The sequence below is a fragment of the Paenibacillus soyae genome (assembly GCF_024623455.1).
GTDB lineage: Bacteria > Bacillota > Bacilli > Paenibacillales > Paenibacillaceae > Pristimantibacillus > Pristimantibacillus soyae.
Genome location: NZ_JANIPJ010000003.1, coordinates 277,494 through 296,353 on the forward strand (window position 1 = coordinate 277,494; position 18,860 = coordinate 296,353).

Below are 18,860 nucleotides of genomic sequence, written 5' to 3' on the forward strand. Positions count from 1 at the left end.
GGTATATAATAGGTTCGTCCCAATCGGACGTTTCCATGCGATAACGACGACACGATAGGAGAATCCAAATGGACATCATTGAACTTCCTATGGCTTTAATTGACGAAGACAAAGATCAGCCCAGATACCAGTTCGACGAAGAAGCGCTGCAGGAGCTGATGCGGAGCATTGAAGAGCTCGGCCTGCTCTCCCCCATCAAAGTAAGAACGACGGGCGACGGACGCTACAAAATCATATACGGCAACCGCCGCTACAAAGCAACGGAGCGGCTGGGACGCGCGACGATCCCTTGCATCGTCTCGACAACGACGGACGAGATGGAAATCTATCTCGAGCAAATCGCGGAAAACTTGACGCGCGAAGGCTTCTCGCCCATCGAGGAGGCCGAGGCGTTCGACAAGCTAATGAACGATTCCCGCTTCCGCAGCTCCATCAAGTTCCTCTCCGCCAAGCTCGGCAAGCCGGAGAGCTACATCAAAAATAAAATGGAGCTGCTGAAGTTCAGCAGCGCCGTCAAAAAGCTGATCGTCAGCGGCGTCGAGATCCGCAAAGACAAGCTGACCGAGGATCAGCTGCTGCCGCTCAAGGATTTGCCGATGGAGCATCGCGATCCGCTCGCTCTTATCGCGGCGCGAGACGAACTGCCGGTCAGCGACGTGAAGAAGATCGCGAAGCTGTTCAAGGACAAGACGATCTCGGACGCCACGAAGGAGAAGCTGCTTCTGAAGAACGGCCCCGGCCTTATCGAGACGTGGTCCGTCTACGAGCAGAACCGCAAGGAGAAGGCGCGGAAGCAAGCCGAGAAGCAAGAAACGCAAACCGCCGAGCCTGCTCCTTCCGCTTCCGCTTCCGATAAAAGCGGCACCGCTCCTTCAGGAGATGCTGCTCCGGTCGCCCAAGCAGGCGCTCCTGCCGAAGCACCCGCCGGAGCCGCCTTTGCTGCAGCATCAGGCTTAGCCGCGCCGGCCGCTGCTCCTGCGGCGGCCGCGATTGCCGCGCCTCCAGCGCCGAAAGGCAACGTCGCCGAGCTGCTGAAGCAGCTTCATTCGCAGCTCGCCCGCCAAGGAGAGATTACGCAAACAATCATCGAGCTCGCCGCTTCGTCCCATGACGGCGAATACACGTTATTCCCGCATGAGATCGAGGAAGTCATCGCGCAGCTGGAATCTCAGCTGGCGAAGTGGAGATCGCTCAAGGCATAGCAGAAGGGCTGCCCGCTAGTCGGTTTTATCGACAGCTGGCAGCCCTTCTTTTTTGGCTAAGAACGTCTGGATGAACGGTTAGGAAGCCATCGCCGCGTTCCGCCGCTTGGCTCTGAGCGTTAAGACAAAGCATAAGATCAAAATCAAGAACGCAAAGGTATAAGGAAAGTTGATGTCCAAATCGAACAAAAAGCCCGCCGCGATCGGACCGATAATGTTGCCAAGGCTCGTAAAGGCCGAATTCAAGCCGGCTACGTAGCCCTGCTGATTTTGGGCCGTCATCGACATCTGGGTGCTGATGGCCGGGCGCAAAATATCGATCGCCAGGAAGATGACGAACGTCACCGCGAATATCATCCAGAAGCTGTGCACGAACAGCGTTAAGAAAATTCGTAATTGCCGCGTTAATATAGACCATCTCGGCCGCTCGTTCTTCCTTCGTCGTAATATCCGCCGCGTAGGCCATGACGGCCGGCATGATCATCGCGGCGCTGATGCCGCCCAGAAGCCTGGACACAAACAGCAGGACGGGAGAATTGGCCATCCCGAACAGCGCCTCCGACAAGGCAAACACGAGCATGCCGATGACGATCATTCGTTTCCTGCCGAATTTGTCCGATAACCTGCCGGCCAGCGGCGAGAAGAGTAGCTGCGTAAGCGAGAAAGCGGCAACGAGCAAGCCGACGATTCCTCCGGTTATGCCTAAGCTCTCCATGAATTTGGGTATAATCGGGATAACCAGCCCAATGCCCGTAAAGACTGAAAACAAATTGAGCATGAGGATCATTGAACACTCCCGCCACCTAAGAGGTGGAGGATTCTTGGGTAGTTGCTCCTAATGGAGCAAAGCTGTAGCGATATTTTCTTTCGAAACATCGTACACCAAGCGATCCCTGTGGTTCCCACAGTTCCTATTTCCTTCGTTACAAGGCCATGGCTTTTATGTTTTGTGCCGCATTCCTATCTCGGTCATGTACCGTTTGGCAGACCGAACACTTCCATGCCCGAATGCTCAAATCTTTCACCTCTGCTTGCTTGTTCCCACAGACGTGACAGGTTTGACTCGTTGGCGCAAAAACCGGTGTCTCCTTGATCGTTCGGCCATACCACCTGGCTTTGTAATGCAGCTGCCGACTCATCTCGCCCCAAGAAGCATCTGCTATGTGTTTGGCGAGGTGTCGGTTCTTCATCATACTAGCAATGCGTAAGTCCTCAAGACAGATCGTTTGGTTTTCACGGATCCATTTCGTGGTCTGCTTATGCATGACGTCTAATCGGCTATTTCGAATTTTTTCATGGATGATGGCTACTTTTCTTTTCGCTTTGGACCAGTTGCTCCCGCCTCGCTTTCTTCTCGCAAGGATACGTTGCCACTTCGCGAGCAGCCTTTCATATCGCAACGTATATCTTGGATTATCCACTGTAGGGCCTTCCGAAGGTACAGCAAGCTGCTTGATGCCCATGTCTATGCCAAGCATGCCGTCTGTTACGGGAAGCGGCTGGATGTCCACCTCGCATACCAACGCCACAAACCATTTGCCGCTTGGGGCAAGCCGTACAGTAGCCGATAGAATCCGGCCTTCTATATCTCTTGACTTGGCATAGGGCACCCAGCCCAACTTTGGAAGCTGCAAGCGCTCTCCCTTCACGGCAATGTTTCCGTTCGTATACCGCGTCGTATAGCTTTGTACGGGATGCTTACGGCTTTTGAAGCGAGGTGGATCATTCTGTTTCTTGAAGAAGCGCTGAAATCCGTCAGCCAGGTTTCGCACAGCCGACTGCAGCGCAATGCTGTCCACTTCTTTCAACCACGGCCACTCGCGTTTCATTGCAGGGAGCTGCGATGCACAGGTGTTATAAGACAAGCCCTTGCCTGTGGCCTGGAAAGTCTCATTCCACTTCGCTAGAAGATGGTTGAACACAAAGCGGCTGCAACCTAATGTTTTGCGCAACAGTATGATTTGTTCTTGACTCGGATAGATGCGAAATTTGAATGCTTTATGCTGGAGCATCGTCTGATTCATCACCTCGCTTCAAAAGAGAGGGATGTTAACTTACTCCAATTATAGAACATATGTTCGTATTCATTCACCAGCAAATTTCCCGATTCACCCCCTGCCTACACTCTCACTTCGGGAGCAAGGGAGTTTAGAGAGAGGAGTATTCTCGGTGTTTTTGATAAAGCTCCCCGTTTTTTTAACAATAGTGCCATCGTCTACTCCCCCAGTTGTCCATTGCTCATTTCAAATACTGAATATTTATTCTAGATTATTCCGAAAAAAAAGAGCCTAGCGCGACGGCTTGGCAATGCCATGCAAAAACACGTCCATAGCTAAACGGTAGGCCGCCAGCGCTTCCTCTCTCCCCATTCTTCGAGTATGCTGATTTAAACCGTACATGAGAATGTCCAGAATCGTGGCGATCCCCGTAACGTCCGCCATCTCCAACTCGCCGTCGTCGATTCCCTTCTGCAGCAGATGCCGGTTAAATTCAATATAACCCCTCACCATCTCGTTAATGCGTTCCTCGACCTCGGGGTCCTTCTCCGCGCTGTTAAAAAATTCGTCGACCGCCTTGCTAAGCGGATGATTCAGCTGGTCAAGCGCCGCATGCTCGGCCATCCCGTACAGCTTGTCGATCGTGGTCGCGTACATCGATTCTTTGGCCAGCCAGTTGTCTTCCCACTCCCTGTTCCAATCATCCATCAAATGCAGGAACAAGCCTTCCTTGCTCTTAAAATGATAATAAATGTTGCCGGCGCTGCAGCCCGTCGCTTTCACGATATCGTCGATCGACGTCGCTTTGTAGCCCTTCTGCGCGAACAGCGTTTTCGACGCGTCGGCGATTTTCTTTTTCGTCTGCTCGGTTTGCTGCTTCTTTTTGTTCATCCAGGAACCACCTCATTTCAGGAAGCGCTCGTTCATCATACTGAAGATTTATTCAGTATTATATCCTGCAGCGCCGGATTAAGCAATCGCGCCAGAAAAAATCCCCGGCCGTTCAGCACGGACGGGGACACCGATTGAAGCTTACGGCTGCAGCAACATCCGTTTCAAAGCGGCTACCTGATCGCCGCTTAAACCGATTTGCGCGAAGTAGCGCTCCGCGCCGCCGAACTTGCCATGCAGATGGTCGAGCATCTGCTCCATGTTGCTAGGCGCGCTGCCCAGGAACAGCTCGTACATCTCGGCCGGAATCTGCTCCGGGCGATCTTGGCGAATCTCATCCATGATCGGCGCGAGATTCGCTTCCGTCTCCGCATAATCCGCTACGATAACCGAACGCTCCACGCCCGCCAGATCCAGCAGCAGCGCCGCGACGACCCCGGTCCGGTCTTTGCCCGCCGCGCAATGGAACAACACGCCGCCCTCGGCTTCCGCCATTCGCTCGAATACCTCGCGCAGAAGCGGTCCGCAATGATCGAGCATGCTAACGTACATGTCGCCTAAGCTGCGAATAGAGACATGAGCCGCAGCCGCCGGATTGATCAAGCTTACATTATAGTAGCTCGCCCGCTCCGAATTATGGAACACGTTGCGCTTCTCCGCCAGCTCCCGGGCATGGCGCAGGTCGATGACGGTTCTTACGCCCAGACCGATAATCGCGTCCTGGTCGCGGTCCGTCAGCCGATGCAGTCCGTCGGCGCGAAGGAAACGCCCCTTTTGCACCGCGAGCCCTTCAGCGGCCGCATAACCGCCGATATCCCTTACATTATAAGCGCCCTCCAGACGAAGAAGCCGTTTAAAACCTTCTGTTGAAATGATCGTCATTATTTCAGTCCGCCTTTCACGAAAGAATCGATAATTTGCCGCTGCAGCAACAGGTAGATGATAAGCACGGGCAAGCTCGCGATCGTCGTCGCCGCCATAAGCGCCCCCCACATATTGCCGTCGGACGAGATGAACATCTGCAGTCCCTTCTGGATCGTCGTATTTTCCAGCTTCGTCGTAACAAGCAGCGGCCAGAAATAATCGTTCCAGGACGTGATGAACAGCAGAATGCCGATGGAAGCGACCGGCGCCTTCAAATTCGGCATGATCGTGCGCCACAGCACGCCCCAGTCGGAGGCGCCGTCCAGCCTCGCGGCTTCGATCAGCGTTTTCGGGTACGACTTGAACGCGTTGTACAGCTGAAGCACCGCGAACGCCGAGGCGATATTCGGCACGATAAGCCCCGCCAGATGATCGCGCCAGCCGAAGCCGCTGATCGCGACGTAGTTCGGGATCATGATGACTTGGAACGGAACGAGCCAAGTGAGCGCGATCAAGCCGTAGATCAGGTTGCTGCCGCGGAACTCCCAGCGCGTGAACGCGTACGCCGCCAGAATGCTGGTGATGAGCTGCATCACCGTCTGAATGACCGCCACGACCATGGAATTGGCCAGCATCCGGTCCATCGGAACGGCGTTCCAGGCTTGGACGTAATTCTCGAAAGTCAAATGAAGCGGAATAAGGCTCGACGTGAACACTTCGCTCTCCGGCTTCAAGGAGGTGACGACCATCCAGTAGAGCGGGAATACCGCCAGCAGCGCGAGCGCAATCAATGAGGCGTGCTTCACGGCGGAAGCCGAATAGATGCCCGTCTTGCGTCCAATCGCTTTCTCCATCAACGCTCCCCCTCCTTCTAGTTGTCGAAGAACGACAGCTTCCGCGATAGTTTCATGAACAGCCAGGCCAGCACGCCGAACCCCAGGAAGAAGACGACTGCCGCTGCCGAGCTCGCGCCGATATTAAACGACTGGAAGCCGTACGTCCACAGCAAATAGTAAATGTTCGTGGTCGTGTTAAACGGTCCGCCTTGCGTAAGGACGTTAATATACGAGAAGCTCCATTCCGAAGCGAACAGCGTGCTCATCATCGCCATGAACAAGATCGTCGGCGACAATAGCGGCAGAATGATATGCCAGATGATCTGGAAGCGGCTTGCCCGGTCGATCTTCGCCGCTTCGATGTATTCCTTGTTAATGCCCGTTAGTGCCGCCGAGAAGATGAGCGTGCTGAAGCCTATCAGCTTCCATCCGGTTATAAACGTGATCGACCAGATCGCCCAGCGCTCATCGGTGAAGAAGCGGATCGGCTCGGACAGGTGAAACCAGTCGGTAAGCGTCTTGTTCAAGATACCGTTCGTCGGATGCATAATCCAACGCCATACGGATGATACGGCGACCGGCGCCATGATCATCGGCAGGAAGATGAGCGCGCGGTAGAAGCCGCTCGCCTTTCTTCCGATATTGTCGGTCGCGATCGCGATGACGAGCGGCAGGATGAGCGAGAACGGAATGACGCCCAGCGTGTAGATCAGCGTATTCCAGAGGGCGATGCCCATCTCCGGCAAGCCGAACAGATTCGCGAAGTTCTTTATGCCCACGAATTGCTTCGGCGACGTCGGCAGCAGATTCCATTGATAGACGCTTAGCTCGAACGTCTGCAGCAGCGGCTTGTAAATCCAGAAGCCGATGGAAATAAGCGCCGGCAGCAAATACATATAAGGCTTGATGCGGCCAAGCCGAGGCAGGAACGGCTTCCGTTCCTTGCTCTTCGGCTTCGCTTCCGCCGCATGGCGGGCCATGCCTACGGCTTCGTAGCTCATTGGATCAATGCCTGCGCGCGCTCTTGCGCATCCTTCATGATGGAGGCGACATCGCCGTCGCTCACGATCGCTTTCGATACCGAGTCGTTCAGGATCGTCTCGATTTGCTTCCAGTTAGAGCCCGGGTACGATACCCACGGCTGAAGCGATTCCAGCTGCTCGAGGTTCGGCTTCACGAGCGGGTTCGCCTCCACCCAATCCTTCAAGTAGTTCGGGTCATCCACAATGGCGGGACGAAGAGGCAGGTAGCCGATCTCCGAGGTAATGATCGTATAGCCGCGCTCGCTCGTCGAGAACTTCAAGAACTCCCATGCCGCTTGCTGCTTCGCCTTGTCGTCCGTCAGGATGAACAAGGCGCTGCCGGAGTTGACCGGCGTCGTCGGCTTGTCGCCGAATGCCGGCATCTTCGCCGTCTTCAGCTCCCAGCCGCCCGCTTCGGATGCGGCGAGGAACGAGCTTTGCAGCGCGCTCGTGAAGAGAAGCATGCCGATCTTGCCTTGGGTGAACGCTTCGATCGCTTCGCCGTCGTTCAGCTTGCTATTCGCGCCGCTCTTGATCAGGTCCTGCCACATCTCGATCGCTCCGATCGCTTCCGGCTCGCCGAACTTAATTGTCTTTCGGTCCTCGGACAATACCCCGCCGCCGTTGCTGCCGATGAGCGCCTGAATAATCCAGTCGCCGCCCGTCGCTCCGCCAACGTGAGCCCCGGTCTGGCCCGTTTTCTCCGCGATCTGCAAGCCGTATTGCTTCACTTGCTCCCAGGTCGCCGGAGGTGCGGCCGGATCCAGCCCCGCTTCCTCGAATAGCTTCGCGTTGTAGAACAGCACCGGCGTGCTGAACGTGAACGGCAGGCCGTAGGTTTTGCCGTTCAGTTGACCAAGCTTCATGCCGTTCGGTGAGAAGCCCTCGAAGTTGCTCTGGAACTCGTCGGCCGGCACGATATCCTCAAGCGGCTTGGCGCCGAAGTTGTTGACGGCGAAGTCGAGGCCGTCGAACGTCAATTGCGCGACGTCCGGAGCCGATCCCGCTACGATGTCGGCCTGTACCTTGGCGTTAATATCGGTGGAGGGGATCGGAATCGCGTCGATCTTAATGTTCGGATGTGCTTCTTCGAATTCCTTGATCAGCTTCTCCGTGCCCGGAATTTGGCTGGCAATGGCCAGGTTGTAGCTGTAAAATTTGAGCGTGACCTGCTCCTTCGTCTCCGTACTAGACACGGTCCCTTCATTGGCCGCATTCGCGGACGCAGCCTTAGCATCCATATTCGAACCGCCCGCGTTCCCCGCATTTCCCGCGTTTCCGCATGCCGATGCCAGCACGGATATCGCGACGAGCGTCGCGGCAACCATCTTTTTGTAAGCCATGATTCCTCTCTCTCCTTCTAGCCCCTCCGGGCTTGCATAATTTATCCCGCAACGGAAGTGGCGCTTCCCAGCTTAAGCATGAGCGTGAGCCGCATCCCGCTTCCACTCGAATACCATCTGTTGATCGCCCGCCATCGGCATCGGATGAACGATCATCTGACCATTCTTCACCAGCACGAGATTGTAGCCGCTGTTGTCGATGAACTTCATGCTGCCGTTGCTGGTCGGCTCGATGCCGAAGGCGACGCCCGTTGCGGCGGCGCTGATCACGCCTTGAAATACGCCGATATTGTTGCAATGAATATGACCGGACAAGAGGCCGATCACATCCGTTCCTTCGATCGCCGCCGCTAGGTCCTGCGGATTCTCGAGCAGGTGGCTGTCCATCATCGGCGTCATCGTCGGAACGACCGGGTGATGGTGAACGATGATCGTGCCGTTCGGAGCCGGCTCAGCAAGCACGCCGCGAAGCCAGTTCAGCTGCTCTTCATCCAGGCGGCCGCCATGCGTGCCCGGAACCTGCGTATTAAGCACGACGATTCGAAGGCCGTCTTCCATCACGCTGTAATAGTAGGACTCCTCAGACGGCTGCTCCTGCAAATACCCTTCGCGGAAGAACGGGCGGGAATCGTGGTTGCCCAGCGCGACATACACCGGTACGCCGAGCTTCTCCTTCTCCTCGTCCAGTACCCGGCGCAGATGACGGTAGTCTTCCACGTCCCCGTCCTGCGTCAGATCGCCGCTAATGACGACGAATGCCGGCTTCCGCGTCAGCTTGCCGAGCTCCGCGAACGCCTCGCGCAGCTTTTGGGTCGTATCCATGCCAAAAAGCGGATTTTTGCCCACAACGTTAATATGCGTGTCGGTGAGATGAGCGAACAATACAGGTTCCTGCATCGAATTAAGCCTCCTCATAATGAGTCTTCGGTTTGTAGCTGCCGATTTCTTGCACGCCGTCCAGATGAATAACCCGGTACGACGGTTTGCCGTCTCGAACATTGACCCACAGGAACAGGTTGTCGCTCTCCGGCCCGTGTCCATGCCCATGGCCGCCCGTTCGCCCGAGCTGAATGCGCTCGCCGCTGCCCTCTACGGAATATTCCATCGCATGCAGATGTCCGGCGAACACGGTATGCGGGCGGCCGTCCAGCATATCCATCAACCTGGCGTACCGCTCGTCCTCCGACTTCCAGCCCGGCTTGTGCATGCTGACGAAGGTCCACTTCGCGTCCCGGTTCTCTTCGAGGATTCGCTCGGCGAACGCGAGCTGCTCTTCGCTGAACGCAAGATCGATGCGGCCCATTTCCTTCAGCTGCTCGGGCGACATCCTGCTGACGATATCGGCATAGAACGCTTGCATGTGGGTATCCATATTGTCCGGATCGTTCTGGACGTTGTAGGTAGCTTTTTTGATAATGTCGACAAACTCATCGGACAGCTCCGTCGGCGGATCCTCCGTGTTCAGCATAAGGAACAAGGCGTCTCCCGCGCGGAACGCGTAGTATTCAAAGCCCTTGCGCTCGCGCCATACCTTCAGCATGACTTGGTTGCCGTAATCATGATTGCCGACGACATGGAAGAAAGGAACTCCTGCTGCCTCGATCTTCGCATCGATCTCTTCCCACTCCGCGATCGCATCGGCGGCGTCTCTCCAGTACCCCTCAATCAGGTCGCCGACCGAAACGACAAAATCCGGCTTCAAATCCGCTACGACCTCGAGCGCTTTCTCGAATACGCCTGCCGTCGCCATTCCGCAGCGGTCTCCCAATACCGCGAAAGCGAAATCTCCGGTTGCCAGTTCTGGCAGCTTGCCGAACCACGGACGCATGTCCGTATCGAACCTCGCGTCGTCATACCATATTTCACCTGTCACGCGGCTTGCTTGAACGATTGTCACTATGCTCTCTCCTCTCGTCTCTTGCACTCCAAGATTGACCATTCGCGATCAGTATGCAGGTTGTATGTAAGTGGATTGTTATCGCGGCCTAAATGATATGTAAAAGAGCCCCCTGGTTTTACAAAACAAAAAAAAAGGACGCCTGCCCAGGCATCCTTCATCCGATCCATTATATAACGCCGCTCAGCATGAGCTGCTGCGTCGTAAAATTATAGTTTTCCTCGATCGCCGCTTTCGCCGCATCGTAGTCGCCCCGCTTCAGCGCCTCGTAAATTTTCGCATTCATGACATTCGCCCACTGCGGCTTTAATTGCGGAAATTGCTTGCGGAAGGTGACCATCCGGCAGATGAACTTGCCGCGATACGATTCCAGCACTTGAAGCATATAGTCGTTGCCCATGCCTCTTAGAATCGTCTCGATGCACATTAGCGAGTTGTTATAGTAGCCTAGAAAGTCGCCTTCCTCGCGGGAGACGTCCTGCCGTCGCAAATATAGCTCGAGCGCTTCCAGATCGAATGGCAGCTCTCTCTGCTTCGCCCGTTCCAAGACGAACAGTTGCATCGATACGAGCACCTCGAGCATTTGGCAAAATTGGCGAAATGAAATTTCCTTCACGAGGACGCCTCGCCCTCTGAAGCTCTCGACCAGCCCTTCCTTCTCCAGCATCGCGATTGCCGCCCGGACCGGCGTCCGGCTCATGCCAAGCTCGCCGGCCAGCTCGTTCTCGGACAGCAGCACGCCCGGCATCACTTCGGCGCGCACGATTCTGTCCTTGATTCGATTGTAAGCTTCCGTTTCCAATGATGATGCTCGCATGCTACCCAATCCTTTTTATTCTCAGATGGAAATTATGCTAACAAATAGGACCAGGGATAGATAGTTAAGATATTGTAAATCTTCAATTCTGCCAAACATTAAACCGGTTGCCGTCCGGATCCTTGAACCGGAATTGCAGGCCGCACGAACCGTTGTCCGTAATAGCTTCGACCGAAGCGCCATGCTCTCGCAGCGACTGATGGAGCGTTAGAATATCGCCGGTCTCGAAGGTTAAGGAGAACATCTCGAAATTGTCGCCCTCCCATTGATCCGTCGTGAAGTTGGCATTGGGCCTGTCTTTGGATTCGAGAAGGAAAATCCATTGCCCGCTGCCCATGATCAGGATGCTGTCATTCCGTTCGAAAGGCTTCAAGCCCAGCGCCTGCATGTACCACGTTCTCGAACGTTCCAGGCTCGACACCGGCAAGTAGGTGCAGTGAACGCCTTTGACGAGCGGCGTCTTGGCCGCCGTAGGTTGTTGCTCCGAATCTTTTAATGGCTGTTGGTTCATATTGAACTCCTCCTTCATCGTTATCATTATATAGACGACACCGCTCCTTCCATTCCGTCACGGACATCTATTATTTTATTGCAAGGGCTCCATACTTGTTGCCATCCGGATCAAAGAAGAAGAGCTGCTCGGTACCAGCTATGGACTCCCGTTCCGTCCGTACCGCTTGTTCCTCCATCTCCCGGTAAAATAGCTCCTCGTCCTCGACCAGGAATACGACGACCGGCAGCTTGGACAAGCCGCGCTCCCGAAGCACCCCTTCGCTCACTTCGATTAGAAACAGGCAATGGCCCGACGGCAGCATCACATGCCCGTTATGGTCGAGCGTGAGACCCAGGACGCGGATGAACCACTCCCTTGATCGATCTCGGTTCGAAACCGGGATATAGTACTGCCCCGCCTGCTTGACGAGCCGTTCTACGACAGGGCCTACCAGCTTGTCGGTGGCTTCACGTCTTCGGAAATACCCGGCCCAATCGGAGAGATGCTTCTCTTTCAGCAGTTTGCGGCTCCTTCTCATCCGGCTCTCTACCGCCGCGACCGACATATGGAGCATGCCGGCGATTTCGTTCACCTTCATCTCGCTTATATAGTAGGACAGCATAATGGTACGGCTCGTCTCATCCAGCTGCTTCAAGGCTTGCGCGACATCGGAGCTTATTTCGTCTCGGATCGAGATATCCTCCGCATGCCGTTCTCCTTCGCATAGCGCGAGCTGCGCAAGTTCCTTCTGTAGACGATGCTTCCGGGTCAGCGACCGCTTATAATCAATGGATAAGCGAAGAGCTATGGCATACAGCCAGCTGCCGAATCGCTCGGGCTGCTGAAGAGTCCCCAGAGAGCGGAACGCTTTGACGAACGTTTCCTGCGCGATATCCTGTGCGAGGTAGTAGTCGCTTAAGAGATCGTAAGCGACCGCGCATACCGCGTTCGTATACAGGCGCACCAGCTCCGCGAAAGCCTCCATATCTCCGCCGGCCGCCGCGATGACAAGCTCGGTTACGGACGTTTTTTCCGTTTTGCTCTGGCGGATTTCCAACAGGCTTCCCTCCAGTCCACAGGCTTTAGCGTGGTTCTTAGCCATCATTATAGCATGTCGTGGTAAATCCTTCCTGAAAAACGAGGCCGCCGGACGTCCGATTTAACCGCTCGACAAAAAAAAGTGGCCCGCATCGCTGCGGGCCCAAGCCGTTCTATATTAAAAGGGCGAGCAATCGCGTGTAATCGAAGGCGTCAAACAGCCCCCTGTTTTTCCGGCAAGTTATCCGGCCTGGCCGAGGCAGGAAAGTAGCTCATCTCCATGGGAGATACGGACTTTGACTCCGCTCTCTTCCTCTGTTCCCCTGTTGTTCCGTCCTGACCTGCATCCGAGCAATTGTTATCCTTTCGGTAGCTCCCCTCCACCAGCTTCATGTCGATGAAATCCACCACCTGCTGCAGAGAGGCTATTTGGCTGACGATATGATTCCGGTGGCTTCTTAATTGCTCTACCAGCTCCGGATATTCTGCGGGATCGGCGTCTGCGGAAACCTCCAGAAAAGATCGCATGTTCTCCAGCGGCATCCCCGTTTTTTTCAAGCACGCTATCAGTTGGATCCTGCTAATATCCTCCTTCCGGTAGACTCGGTGCCCGTTATCCTTCCGTTCTGCTCGGGGCAACAGCACGATCTTCTCGTAATAACGGATCGCATCTTCTGACACTCCGGTTTGTTCGGCAGCCTGCTTAATCGTAAACGTCTGCTCTTCGTTCAATCTGCTCCCTCCCGGCGGGGATTTTTGTTGCATTATACATCTTGGTGCCGGCTCCAAGTCAAGTCTTATCTCTTCGGAACGATAACTTTATATTCACGCCTTGACTTGGTGTCGACTCCAACCTTTAGAATGTGCGCTAACAGGGTCATGAACCCGTTATCTGGAGGAGATGTACAATGAATCAAAGCCAATATGTAAATATCGCGTTCATTACGGGCGCAAGCTCCGGGATCGGGTTGGAGTTAACCCGGAAGTTGTTGTCGGAGCAATGGCAAGTCGTTGCCTTGAACCGGTCCGATTTCCCGGCGGATGACAGGCCCATTCAAGAAGCCATCAACAATGGCCTTCTAAGGGTATATAAAACAGCTGATCTTGCCGATTATGCCAGCTTGAGAGAGAGCTTGGAGGCCATTAAACAAAAGGAATCGCAAATCGATATTTTGTTCAACAACGCCGGCGGATCCTTTCCCGAGCTGCGCTATTCCAAGCAAGGACGCGAAATGCATTATGAACTGATGACCGTCGTTCCGTACATCATTCTGATGGAATTGAAGGAACTGCTCTACAACGGCCGTTTCAAAACAGTGATCAACACCTCGTCCTCCGCGCATCAATTTACGAAAGCATTGAATATCGAAATGCTTGAGCGCCCCAGCACCTTCCGCAAGCTGATTGGTCCTTACGCAAGCTCCAAGCTTGCTCTCTCGCTCTGGACTCAGGCCGTCGCGCCGCAGTTGGCCAAAGAGGACATCAAGATCCGCAGTGTTGATCCTGGCGGCAACAATACAATAAGAAAAGAAACCGGATCCGGGCTCCCCTTATTGGTTAAAGCGATGATGAAGCTGTTTTACCCGCCGCCTAGTCACGGCGCCGACTTGCTGCATGAAGGAGCTCTCGGGATGCAACGCAATGAAACCGGCGTGTTCTTGCAGAGGGGGCGGGTTGCGAAATTGAAGTTTGCGGATCAAGCGCAGAACGTTCTGTCGAGAGTAAATACGATTTACGAAGAGGATTTTCGAGAACGAACCATTTGAACGTGTTGTCTCCGGCGAAGGGCTGAAGCGCGGCAGTTTCTATGTCAGCAATATTCATTGGCAAAAATTAGCGAGCCGACCACCGGTTCGTCGACACGAAAAAACCGCCGGAGGCATCACGCGCCTCCAGCGGCTATTATAAGCTACTTCCAATCCCAGCCTTTGATCCGATCGTACTCTTCCCTCGTAATCGACAGCACCGTGCCGTGCTTGAACCGGTACGGGAAGGAGAACGCCGCGTCCGAGCGGATGAACCGGCCGCTTGCGATGTCGTCGGCGATGAACGGCACATAGCCTTGTCCTTCGCCTTCGACGCCGAAGAAGTCGATCATCAAGCACCAGCGTCCGTCCGGCAGCTTGAACGCCGTCGGCGCCTCGTACGCGGGATGGCCGAGCTTCGCCATCTCCTCGTCGAACGCCTCGATCCGCTTGTACTCGCCGGTCAGCGTTCGACCCTTCTGCAAGATAATGCCCACGGGGTTCGCCTCGCTCTTCAGGAAACGGTAGAACCATCCGTTCTCTTCGTAGATCGCGGAATCAATAATACCGCTGTCGTCCTTGCGGCACAGCATCTGCGGCTTCGCGAACGATTCGAAGTCCGTCGTGCGCGTATAGTAGATCGCCTTATTCCCGTAGTTGTTGGAGGCGTGCGCCGACGACCAGTGCAGCACGTAATCGCCGTTCTTCTGGTCATAGACGACGTCCGGCGCCCACAGGCAGCCGTAATCTTCGTCGCCGAGCTCGATCAGCCGCTGCTCCGACCAGTTCACGAGATCGTCCGACTGCCACATGGACAGGCATTTGCTGCCCTCCCGGCTAATGCTGCCCCAGCTGCTCCGGTACTTCGCATGGAACCCGTTCGCCAAGCTGAGGTCCGTGGCGAGCAGGACGAACTTGCCCGCCTTGGTCCGCACGATCGTATGGTCCCGTACGCCCTTATCGCCTTGCTCGCTCCATAGTACCGGCGCTCCGCCGTTCACTTGCTCCCAGTTAAAGCCGTCCGTGCTGAGAGCAAAGTAGATTTGCTCTCCGTCCGGCGTTTTCTTCTCCTTAAAATGCACGAATAAATAAGCGTCCATGTCGTCATCTTGGCTCCTCTGCATCATGATGGTCAAGCTTCTCCCACCCGGCTTAAGCCGTACCTGTCTCGATGGCGGCCTGGCATTCACCGATCATCCGAACCGCCCAATCGTACACGCCTCTATCCGGATATTTCCGATAATCGCACTCCAGCGCGGAGATCAGATACAAATACATATCGTACCACCTTGAGCGGGCGCTCTCGCTTACGCTGAGCGCGCCCATGCCGTAGCCCTCAAGGAAGGAGGAATTAACGTTAATCGCCCGAAATCCGGCCTCCATGAGCGGCTCCGCCCACAGACACCGCTCGAAATCGATCAACCCCGTCACGCGGCCGTATTCAACGAAGACGTTGCCCGACCACAGATCCCAATGGACGAGTCTCGGCTCGGCGACCTCCGCGAAGTGCGGCGCGTCCCGATCGAGCAGCGCCGCGAGCGTCTGGAAGTCGACGGGCAGCGCGATATCCCTTCTTTCCGCGTCCCGGACGGCATCCTGAAGAATGCTGCGGAACACGTCGATCCAGACGCGTCCCTGCCGCTGCGGCTGGCCGAAATAGCCGAAGCGCTCCCCCGTGATTACGTTAATTCGCGCGTTGAGCTGCCCGACCTGCCGGTCGATCGCCGCCCTCGCCGCATCGCCGAGCTCGGCGCGCATCGAGTTATAGCTGCGGCCGCGAAGCTTCTCGGCAAAAAAATAGTCCGAACCGAAACCGTCGTTGCCGCGGCCATAGAACAGCACGGACGGCACAGGCACGTTCGTCCGCTCCGCGACGAGCCGCAGCGCCTCGACTTCGCTTAACATGATATCCTGCTCATGCGTCATAATGACGGCATCCGTAGGCGGCGCGATCTTTAGAACCGTCTCGCGGCCGTCGGACAACTCGACTGAATAGGCCGCATTGAAGAAGCCTTCCTTGAGCTCTGCGATTCGGGCCGCGCCGAGGCCGGGGAACGCCTTCGAGACCATCGCGCCGATCGTCTCGCGCGTCTGCTTATGCTTCGTTACGCTCTCCATTCGTAATGCTCCCTTCTTTCTGGCCGCTTGAAATGGAAAGCCGCCGAGGCGCGTGCGCATTCGACGGCTAAGTTAGACAGGTCGCCCTAGCCCTGATTCTGCCTTATTCGAAAATCGGCTTGCCGTCCGCGCTCCATTGCAGCTTGCGGACGAACGTGTGGCGGTTCGGGTCGTATAGCGGATCCCCGACTATCTCTTTGTACGTGCGGGCGTGGAAGACAAGAATGTCGTCCTCTCCGTCCTCCGACTTCGTGAAGCTGTTATGTCCCGGTCCGAACAGGCCGATCGCCTCGTCGGTCTTCAGGACCGGCTGCGGCGCCTTCGCCCAGGAGGCCGGATCCATCAGGTCGGCGTCCTCCGAAGCTTCGAGCAGCCCCATGCAGTAATGATGGTTCGTCGCGCTTGCCGAATAGGAGATGAAGATGCGTCCGTCACGCTTCACGACCGCCGCTCCTTCGTTCACGAGGAAGCCGATCACTTCCCAATCGTACTCCGGCGTCGTCAGCATCACGCCGTCCGCCGCCAATGTCCACGGATTCTCCATTGGCGCGATATACAGGTTGGAGTTGCCCTTGATGTCCGGATCCTTCTGCGCCCAGACGAGGTAACGGGTGCCGCGGTGCTCGAACGTCGTCGCGTCGAGGGCGAACGATTCCCACATCGTCTTGATCTGGCCTTTCTCCACCCACTCGCCTTCGAGCGGGTTCGCCGACTCGTTCTCCAGCACGAACATGCGGTGATCGAACAGACCGTCGTTCGTCTCCGTCGTGCGCGCGGCGGCGTAATAGATGTACCATTTGCCGTCGATGAAATGGATTTCCGGCGCCCAGATGTTCGCGCTCATCATGCCGGTCTCATGCTTCCGCCAGGCGACGATCGGCTCCGCTTCCGCGAGTCCGGCGATCGTGCTCGCCCGCCGCACTTCGATCCGGTCGTATTCCGGCACGGAAGCCGTGAAGTAGTAGAACCCGTCGTCATGCTTGTAAACCCATGGGTCGGCCCGCTGCAAAATAATCGGTTGCTCCGTTGCCGCCATCGTTTTCAGTCCAGTCATCGTCTCTCTCCCTCTCTATCTGTATCTCTCTCACTATCTATCAAGCCTTCGGAGTCAGCGTCACGACCGCCACCGATGCCGGAGGCAGCTTCGCGGTCAGCGTGCCGTCCGCCCAGCTCGCTTCGTCGAACGAACGCTGCGCGACCCGTTCCGGCTGCTCGAACGTGTTGTGCGCGTGAATGTCGTCCGCCGCGAGGATCGAGCCGCTTGCCGTGTAGCCCGCGGACGATCCGCGCAGCTCGATGTTCAACTCGGCCGCGTTCGCCGGATCGAGGTTCGCCAGGCTGACGCTGATGACGCCGTCCTTGACCGATGCGGATACCGTCACCTGAGGCAGCTTCTTGCCGAATCCCTCGTATTCGCCGAACGAGCCGTGGATCGCAAGCGCTTCGCCGTCCTGGTGCACCTTGAACATCTCGAGCACGTGGTAGGTCGGCGTCAGCAGCATCTGATTGCCTTCCGTCAGGATGACCGCCTGCAGAACGTTGACCATCTGCGCGAGGTTCGCCATATGGACCCGGCTGCAATGCTTGTGGAACACATGAAGGTGAATCGCCGCGACAAGCGCGTCGCGCATCGTGTTCTGTTGGTACAGGAAGCCCGGATTCGTGCCCGGCTCCGTCAGGAACCAAGTGCCCCATTCGTCGACGATCAGGCCTACGCGCTTCTCCGGATCGTACTGATCCATGATCGTGCTGTGGCGCGTAATCAGTTCGTCCATATACAGAGCCTTGGCCATCGTCTCGGCCCAGTCTTGCTCGTCGAAGTGAAGCGCCGGCTTCTTCTCCTCCCAGCTGCCCGGGATCGTGTAATAGTGCAGGCTAAGACCGTCCATCAACCGGCCGGCTTTGCGCATAAGCACTTCGGTCCAGCGGTAGTCGGCGATGTTCGCGCCGCCCGCGATTTTATAAAGGCGGTTGTCTCCGTATTGTCTAACATACGTCTGATAATTACGGTACAAATCCGCGTAATATTCCGGCTCCATGTTGCCGCCGCAGCCCCAGTTCTCGTTGCCCACGCCGAAGTACTTCAGCTTCCAAGGCTGCTCGCGGCCGTTCTCCTTGCGCCAGTTCGCCATCGGCGACTCGCCGCCGAAGGTCATATATTCGACCCACTCGCTCATCTCCTGCACCGAACCGCTGCCGACGTTGCCGCAGATGTACGGCTCCGTGTCCAGCAGCTCGCACAGCTGAAAAAACTCGTGCGTGCCGAAATGGTTATTTTCCACGACGCCGCCCCAATGGGTGTTGACCATCCGCTTGCGCGATTCGCGCGGGCCGACGCCGTCCTTCCAATGATACTCGTCCGCGAAGCAGCCGCCCGGCCAGCGCAGGTTCGGAATGTTCAGCTTGCGCAGCGCTTCCAGCACGTCGTTCCGGATGCCCTTCGTATTCGGAATATGCGAATCCTCGCCAACCCACAGTCCTTCATAGATGCAGCGGCCGAGATGCTCCGCGAAATGTCCGTAAATATGGCGGTTAATGGTGCCGACCGACCAGTCGGCGTGCACGACGATTTTATGTGTTGTGGTCATGGCTTATCT

The 18,860-nt window shown here is 56.0% G+C and carries 18 protein-coding genes and 1 pseudogene; 2 read left to right on the top strand and 17 right to left on the bottom strand.

Annotated features, from left to right (window positions below; translation table 11 throughout):
* The first annotated feature begins 68 nt into the window (after positions 1–68).
* The gene (locus NQZ67_RS06465; protein ID WP_257443885.1) at positions 69–1,202 is read left to right on the top strand and encodes a ParB/RepB/Spo0J family partition protein; all 1,134 of its coding nucleotides are present in this window, start codon (positions 69–71) and stop codon (positions 1,200–1,202) included.
* Positions 1,203–1,280: 78 nt separating this feature from the next.
* Here the strand turns inward: NQZ67_RS06465 and NQZ67_RS06470 are convergent.
* From NQZ67_RS06470 to NQZ67_RS06530, 13 genes and pseudogenes are all read right to left on the bottom strand, one after another.
* A pseudogene (locus NQZ67_RS06470) lies at positions 1,281–1,989 on the bottom strand (MFS transporter).
* 136 nt (positions 1,990–2,125) lie between these two features.
* Positions 2,126–3,214 carry an IS200/IS605 family element RNA-guided endonuclease TnpB gene (gene tnpB, locus NQZ67_RS06475; protein ID WP_257444071.1) on the bottom strand — a complete coding sequence of 363 codons (1,089 nt, stop codon included), beginning with the start codon at positions 3,212–3,214 and terminating at the stop codon, positions 2,126–2,128.
* 276 nt (positions 3,215–3,490) lie between these two features.
* On the bottom strand, positions 3,491–4,090 hold the full coding sequence (locus NQZ67_RS06480; RefSeq protein WP_257443887.1) for a TetR/AcrR family transcriptional regulator: 600 nt from the start codon (positions 4,088–4,090) through the stop codon (positions 3,491–3,493).
* Between the two features lie 141 nt (positions 4,091–4,231).
* Positions 4,232–4,972 (bottom strand): tyrosine-protein phosphatase, encoded by a 741-nt coding sequence (locus NQZ67_RS06485; RefSeq protein ID WP_257443889.1) that lies wholly within the window; start codon positions 4,970–4,972, stop codon positions 4,232–4,234.
* Positions 4,972–5,808, bottom strand: a complete 837-nt coding sequence (locus tag NQZ67_RS06490) for a carbohydrate ABC transporter permease (RefSeq protein WP_257443891.1) — start codon at positions 5,806–5,808, stop codon at positions 4,972–4,974. Before NQZ67_RS06490 ends, NQZ67_RS06485 begins: the two co-directional genes overlap by 1 nt.
* Positions 5,809–5,825: 17 nt before the next feature.
* Positions 5,826–6,791: a carbohydrate ABC transporter permease gene (locus tag NQZ67_RS06495; protein WP_257443893.1), complete on the bottom strand. Its 966-nt coding sequence runs from the start codon at positions 6,789–6,791 to the stop codon at positions 5,826–5,828.
* The gene (locus NQZ67_RS06500) at positions 6,788–8,155 is read right to left on the bottom strand and encodes an ABC transporter substrate-binding protein (RefSeq protein WP_257443898.1); all 1,368 of its coding nucleotides are present in this window, start codon (positions 8,153–8,155) and stop codon (positions 6,788–6,790) included. Before NQZ67_RS06500 ends, NQZ67_RS06495 begins: the two co-directional genes overlap by 4 nt.
* A gap of 72 nt (positions 8,156–8,227) precedes the next feature.
* Positions 8,228–9,052: a metallophosphoesterase family protein gene (locus tag NQZ67_RS06505; RefSeq protein ID WP_257443899.1), complete on the bottom strand. Its 825-nt coding sequence runs from the start codon at positions 9,050–9,052 to the stop codon at positions 8,228–8,230.
* 4 nt (positions 9,053–9,056) lie between these two features.
* Complete coding sequence (locus NQZ67_RS06510) at positions 9,057–10,052, bottom strand: metallophosphoesterase family protein (RefSeq protein WP_257443901.1); 996 nt, start codon at positions 10,050–10,052, stop codon at positions 9,057–9,059.
* A gap of 169 nt (positions 10,053–10,221) precedes the next feature.
* Positions 10,222–10,869 carry a GntR family transcriptional regulator gene (locus NQZ67_RS06515; protein WP_257443904.1) on the bottom strand — a complete coding sequence of 216 codons (648 nt, stop codon included), beginning with the start codon at positions 10,867–10,869 and terminating at the stop codon, positions 10,222–10,224.
* A gap of 82 nt (positions 10,870–10,951) precedes the next feature.
* Positions 10,952–11,380, bottom strand: coding sequence for a VOC family protein (locus NQZ67_RS06520; RefSeq protein WP_257443905.1), 429 nt, complete (start codon positions 11,378–11,380; stop codon positions 10,952–10,954).
* Between the two features lie 70 nt (positions 11,381–11,450).
* Complete coding sequence (locus NQZ67_RS06525; RefSeq protein WP_257443906.1) at positions 11,451–12,419, bottom strand: sigma-70 family RNA polymerase sigma factor; 969 nt, start codon at positions 12,417–12,419, stop codon at positions 11,451–11,453.
* A 194-nt stretch (positions 12,420–12,613) separates the two neighbouring features.
* Complete coding sequence (locus tag NQZ67_RS06530) at positions 12,614–13,132, bottom strand: MerR family transcriptional regulator (protein ID WP_257443907.1); 519 nt, start codon at positions 13,130–13,132, stop codon at positions 12,614–12,616.
* A gap of 176 nt (positions 13,133–13,308) precedes the next feature.
* Here NQZ67_RS06530 and NQZ67_RS06535 point away from each other — a divergent pair, with 176 nt between their 5' ends.
* Complete coding sequence (locus NQZ67_RS06535; RefSeq protein ID WP_257443908.1) at positions 13,309–14,166, top strand: SDR family NAD(P)-dependent oxidoreductase; 858 nt, start codon at positions 13,309–13,311, stop codon at positions 14,164–14,166.
* A 143-nt stretch (positions 14,167–14,309) separates the two neighbouring features.
* Here NQZ67_RS06535 and NQZ67_RS06540 read toward each other — a convergent pair whose 3' ends face one another.
* From NQZ67_RS06540 to NQZ67_RS06555, 4 genes are all read right to left on the bottom strand, one after another.
* Positions 14,310–15,272 carry a glycoside hydrolase family 43 protein gene (locus NQZ67_RS06540; RefSeq protein ID WP_257443909.1) on the bottom strand — a complete coding sequence of 321 codons (963 nt, stop codon included), beginning with the start codon at positions 15,270–15,272 and terminating at the stop codon, positions 14,310–14,312.
* 25 nt (positions 15,273–15,297) lie between these two features.
* Positions 15,298–16,263, bottom strand: coding sequence for a phosphotransferase family protein (locus NQZ67_RS06545; RefSeq protein ID WP_257443910.1), 966 nt, complete (start codon positions 16,261–16,263; stop codon positions 15,298–15,300).
* Between the two features lie 103 nt (positions 16,264–16,366).
* Positions 16,367–17,317, bottom strand: coding sequence for a glycoside hydrolase family 43 protein (locus NQZ67_RS06550; protein ID WP_257443911.1), 951 nt, complete (start codon positions 17,315–17,317; stop codon positions 16,367–16,369).
* 40 nt (positions 17,318–17,357) lie between these two features.
* Positions 17,358–18,851: an alpha-N-arabinofuranosidase gene (locus tag NQZ67_RS06555; protein WP_257443913.1), complete on the bottom strand. Its 1,494-nt coding sequence runs from the start codon at positions 18,849–18,851 to the stop codon at positions 17,358–17,360.
* Positions 18,852–18,860 lie beyond the last annotated feature (9 nt).

Coding starts and splice junctions, on each gene's coding strand:
- NQZ67_RS06505 (WP_257443899.1), bottom strand. CDS start 9,052: ATGCAGGAACCTGTATTGTTCGCTCATCTCACCGACACGCATATTAAC.
- NQZ67_RS06490 (WP_257443891.1), bottom strand. CDS start 5,808: ATGGAGAAAGCGATTGGACGCAAGACGGGCATCTATTCGGCTTCCGCC.
- NQZ67_RS06485 (WP_257443889.1), bottom strand. CDS start 4,972: ATGACGATCATTTCAACAGAAGGTTTTAAACGGCTTCTTCGTCTGGAG.
- NQZ67_RS06555 (WP_257443913.1), bottom strand. CDS start 18,851: ATGACCACAACACATAAAATCGTCGTGCACGCCGACTGGTCGGTCGGC.
- NQZ67_RS06480 (WP_257443887.1), bottom strand. CDS start 4,090: ATGAACAAAAAGAAGCAGCAAACCGAGCAGACGAAAAAGAAAATCGCC.
- NQZ67_RS06545 (WP_257443910.1), bottom strand. CDS start 16,263: ATGGAGAGCGTAACGAAGCATAAGCAGACGCGCGAGACGATCGGCGCG.
- NQZ67_RS06495 (WP_257443893.1), bottom strand. CDS start 6,791: ATGAGCTACGAAGCCGTAGGCATGGCCCGCCATGCGGCGGAAGCGAAG.
- NQZ67_RS06550 (WP_257443911.1), bottom strand. CDS start 17,317: ATGACTGGACTGAAAACGATGGCGGCAACGGAGCAACCGATTATTTTG.
- NQZ67_RS06520 (WP_257443905.1), bottom strand. CDS start 11,380: ATGAACCAACAGCCATTAAAAGATTCGGAGCAACAACCTACGGCGGCC.
- NQZ67_RS06540 (WP_257443909.1), bottom strand. CDS start 15,272: ATGATGCAGAGGAGCCAAGATGACGACATGGACGCTTATTTATTCGTG.
- NQZ67_RS06515 (WP_257443904.1), bottom strand. CDS start 10,869: ATGCGAGCATCATCATTGGAAACGGAAGCTTACAATCGAATCAAGGAC.
- NQZ67_RS06535 (WP_257443908.1), top strand. CDS start 13,309: ATGAATCAAAGCCAATATGTAAATATCGCGTTCATTACGGGCGCAAGC.
- tnpB (WP_257444071.1), bottom strand. CDS start 3,214: ATGCTCCAGCATAAAGCATTCAAATTTCGCATCTATCCGAGTCAAGAA.
- NQZ67_RS06500 (WP_257443898.1), bottom strand. CDS start 8,155: ATGGCTTACAAAAAGATGGTTGCCGCGACGCTCGTCGCGATATCCGTG.
- NQZ67_RS06465 (WP_257443885.1), top strand. CDS start 69: ATGGACATCATTGAACTTCCTATGGCTTTAATTGACGAAGACAAAGAT.